Origin of the sequence: Lacticaseibacillus jixiensis (assembly GCF_042847315.1) — a bacterium.
Lineage (GTDB): Bacteria > Bacillota > Bacilli > Lactobacillales > Lactobacillaceae > Lacticaseibacillus > Lacticaseibacillus jixiensis.
The window spans coordinates 1-3,652 of record NZ_BAAFPR010000065.1; the positions used below are offsets into that span (position 1 = coordinate 1).

3 protein-coding genes are annotated in these 3,652 nt (G+C 49.0%); all 3 read right to left on the minus strand.

Annotation, left to right across the window (positions count from 1 at the left end; all coding sequences use genetic code 11):
- Nucleotides 1–276: 276 nt before the first annotated feature.
- Nucleotides 277–1,191 carry a phosphotransferase family protein gene (locus ACGG90_RS15315; protein ID WP_390410697.1) on the minus strand — a complete coding sequence of 305 codons (915 nt, stop codon included), beginning with the start codon at nucleotides 1,189–1,191 and terminating at the stop codon, nucleotides 277–279.
- A 454-nt stretch (nucleotides 1,192–1,645) separates the two neighbouring features.
- A complete protein-coding gene (locus tag ACGG90_RS15320; RefSeq protein ID WP_390410698.1) occupies nucleotides 1,646–2,299 on the minus strand; it encodes a sortase domain-containing protein in 654 nt (217 codons plus the stop codon).
- Between the two features lie 736 nt (nucleotides 2,300–3,035).
- Nucleotides 3,036–3,652: transposase (locus ACGG90_RS15325; RefSeq protein WP_390407408.1), on the minus strand; the 617-nt coding region annotated here is incomplete at its 5' end.

Sequence of the window (3,652 nt, forward strand, 5' to 3'; positions counted from 1 at the left end):
CAGAATCGTCGTTGGTCTGGTAACTTGAGGCACTGATTGGCAAGTTGCCTAAAGTTGATACGATGAAGAAACTCTTGGAACAAAACGAGCCCGGCGTCATTTGAAAGTTGACCGCCGTCGGCGGTCACAGTCACATTGGTATTGCATTGCAGGGATAAGCTGGTTAAAGTTGAGATGGTGTGAAGCCTCGCTTTCGTGATGGTTTTTGTCGACTTAACCTTAGCATATAGGCGCACCCAATGGGTGAAACACCAAAGCAGCGCAGTCCCGTGTGAATCATGGGATTGCGCTGCTTTTTTGAAATTCTATGAATAATCCAGGAGTATCTAAGGTGCGGTAAAACAGTTGATAGAATAAACGGCGCCGTCTGGCAGCAGGGGTGGCGGCTAGTGGTTTGCCATACCCTTCAAAGAAGGCTGGTGCCAGTTGCCAGCCGCCAGAGAAGTCAAACTCCGGATCGCCATACATTGCGCGATCTGCGTCAATGATCCCTGTGATATGGCTGCCATCTGAGGCCGCCAGAATGTTTGCGTCCCATAAATCGGCATGGACTAGTGCAGGACGGCGGATCTGGTCAAAAAGTGGTCGCGCATTTTCAAATAGTTGCTTTAGCTGGTTTCCTTCTGACGAGGTCAACAGATCATGTGCCAGTAACAGATCTACTGCGATATCGAACTCACTGATCAAGAACCCACCCCAAGTTGCAAAGCGAGGGCAACCGCAGGCGGTACTTCCGGCACGGCCGAAATATGGCATGGTGATGTCATGCATCCTGCGTAAGTAGGTACCCAGCTGGTGGTATAAGACGGGCCTTTGCTGATCAGTCAGCGACAAATCACCGAGGATCTTTCCGGGTAAAGCTGGCCACAGCATATAATCGCGGTCAATAACTGTCCGCTTGCGATCACAAACCGTGACTTGAGGACAAGGGATCCCAGCAGCTGTTAAATGCGCGTCTGCAATCACTTCACCGGTCATCAAATTATGTTCGAAGGGCAGCAACAAGTGACGTTGCACAGGGCCCACCCGTAGAATAAATCGGCTTGCGTCGGCAAACGTGAGTTGATAAGTCGTATTAAACAGGCCACCGGTTGCGATTCGGCTTTGATAGGTGCCATGATCAGCCAAGTTGCAAGCGACGATATGGGTCAGTTGCTCAGTAGTCAAAGGTTGATAGATCAAGGATGTCATCACGACACCTCCTGCTTTTTTGCAGGGATATTGTAGCATAAATCAGCAGTAGACTAAATGCGGTTGATACGGCATAAAGCCGCATTGCTGAGGACTGGAAACCAGACCGGACGATCACTTGCCACGTTTTTGGGACGAATGAGCCTAGCAAAAGCGCAACCAATGCGATGGTCAATCGATACTTTACAAACTTAAGCCGACATCAATCCACGTGCGAAGACGGGATGGCGGCTTTTCGTTTGCATAGCATTGCGACGCTACAGGTTTTGCCCTAGCAGACACATTGTTTGATAACACGTTGTGGATACCGTTATCATGATGGTTCAAGTACAAGGTAGCCACGCTTTTGATGCTAAACGTGTGGACCCGGTTGCTATAGAAAAAGCTCGCAGTATCAGCCTTGATCCAAGGACGATGCCGCGAGCTCAATTATTTAGTCAGCTTATGTTGAAAATTAATGTGCCCAAACGAGCCGGTTAACGGTGTTAGAAATGCAAGTCTGTAAGACGACTGCTTCGCCTTGGTGAGCACTGACGATCGCATTGTAGCGATCTTTGCCGGTTTTGGTCGAATAGGATTGGTCATTGACGTTGTCGGTTGCGTACACCTTGTAGGTCCGGCTGCGGCCGCTGGCATCAGTCACTGAAACCTTGCTGCCAACGCGCAAGCCCATGATCCAAGAGAAGTTGCGGCTCGTGGCGTGGCCGGCGATTTCAGTCGTCAACTTATCGGTAGTGGACAAACGCGTTGCCCCGCCCCAAGTCATTGCCAAGCCGGCTTGCTTGGGCGCCGTGGTGCGGCGCATAGAACCTTGCACAACATCGGTTGAATGGCCTAAGCCGGAAATCGTACCGACATAAGTTTCGTGGTAGCTGCGCTTGAAGCTGGCGACTTTAGCCGCGGCCTTGGCAGCTGGTGTAACCTTCTTGGCTGCGGCCTTTTTGGTGTCGCTTAAAGTGACGCGACTGGCTTCAGACGTAGTTGAAACCGTCGTGGCAGCGTCTGCAGTGGTGTTCGTGTCTGCTTGTGCCGTCACTGTGACCACGCCAAGACCAGCAGCGACAAGAATGACTGCTGCTAAACCAACGAGCTTATTTGTAATTTTCAATCAAGTTCCCCTAACTTGTCACAAGCGCACTAAAACAAGCCGCTTGTGTACACACTCCCGCGCTTGATGAACTCACCAATCCCCCCCAGGCGGCTTGTTCACGCGGTACCTGCAACTTACACTCCGGTGACCCGACCACGGTCACAAAAACTTGGTCATGTTTCACACTTTCAGAAAAACAGAAACAACAAACTGTGTGCTTTCATCTTTGCTACTATACGCGCTGCACCGAACAATTTGCAAGCAAAATATTCATAAATTGATAGAATTCATTATTAAATCTGAATTAGCGTTGATATACTGCGATTCCTACAGAATTAAATAACATCTGCCACTTTTGCGGTATACAGCCTAGTATCGATAATTTATGAAGAATATTTATAAATTACTTTATCGCAAAGTAACCAACTGCTTCTTACTAGCAAAAGTGCCGCAAAGAAGCAGTTGGCTGATGGCCATCAACTTATATTTTTGCTCTGGATCGAAGCATAGATTTAGCATGTTATGATTCGAATCGCACGTGCATGGTTAGTGGCGATACCATGACCAGTATCTAATAACATATAACCTGGATTATTCACCTCGGTATTTGGGACATGAAATCGCATCTGGCCGGTCTGAAAGCAACGTTTGGATCGTTGCGAATACTGACTGAGCGGAGAAGTTGGTGATCGATGCACCACGAACAGACCGACCCAGTTTTCGGCTCGACGCACGACCTATTCAGTTATTCAGTTCAGGTCGCCAACTGATGGACTTCGTCCATGAGCCGACTAAACCAGTTCTTGTAAACATAGTTAGAAGCAAGATGAATCACCACACGACGGGCGTGCCAAGTAATCCTACCGGCGATGTGAAAGAGGCTGAACCGTAGCGAGGAGATGGTTGAACGACGGTCTTCCGAGACAAAGAGCTGTTTAAAGAGCTGAACCAGGTTATAGGCAATACCGGTGATCAAGGCTCGTGCAGTGTTCCGTGCAAAAGTTGAGCTGTCTGTTTTGTCAAAGCCAAACCCGCATTTCAGCTCCTTAATTTGGTTCTCAGCATTGCCCCGCTGTCTATAGGTCTTGAACAAAGTCTCTGGAGCCTCGGAGGCCAGGCTGGTCACTACGAATGCGTGGTTCCAGGGAACTAGCTCATCTGCCGTATGAGTAGAACATACGATAACACGGCGAGCTTTACCCCATGACGCGGCCTGATACTTGAATTCGTGGTAGACGCATTTGCTCTCTTCATATTTTGGAGGGCAATCCACTAAGGCCGTTTCTGCCAGCTTCCCAAGCTTTGAATTTGCCTTGAGTCGAACCAAAAAGTCGACGCCATGTGTGTCGCACATCTCGTAAAATTTTGGCG

Bases quoted from the DNA above. Each gene is read 5' to 3' on its own strand.
- ACGG90_RS15315 (WP_390410697.1), bottom strand. From the start codon at position 1,191: ATGACATCCTTGATCTATCAACCTTTGACTACTGAGCAACTGACCCAT.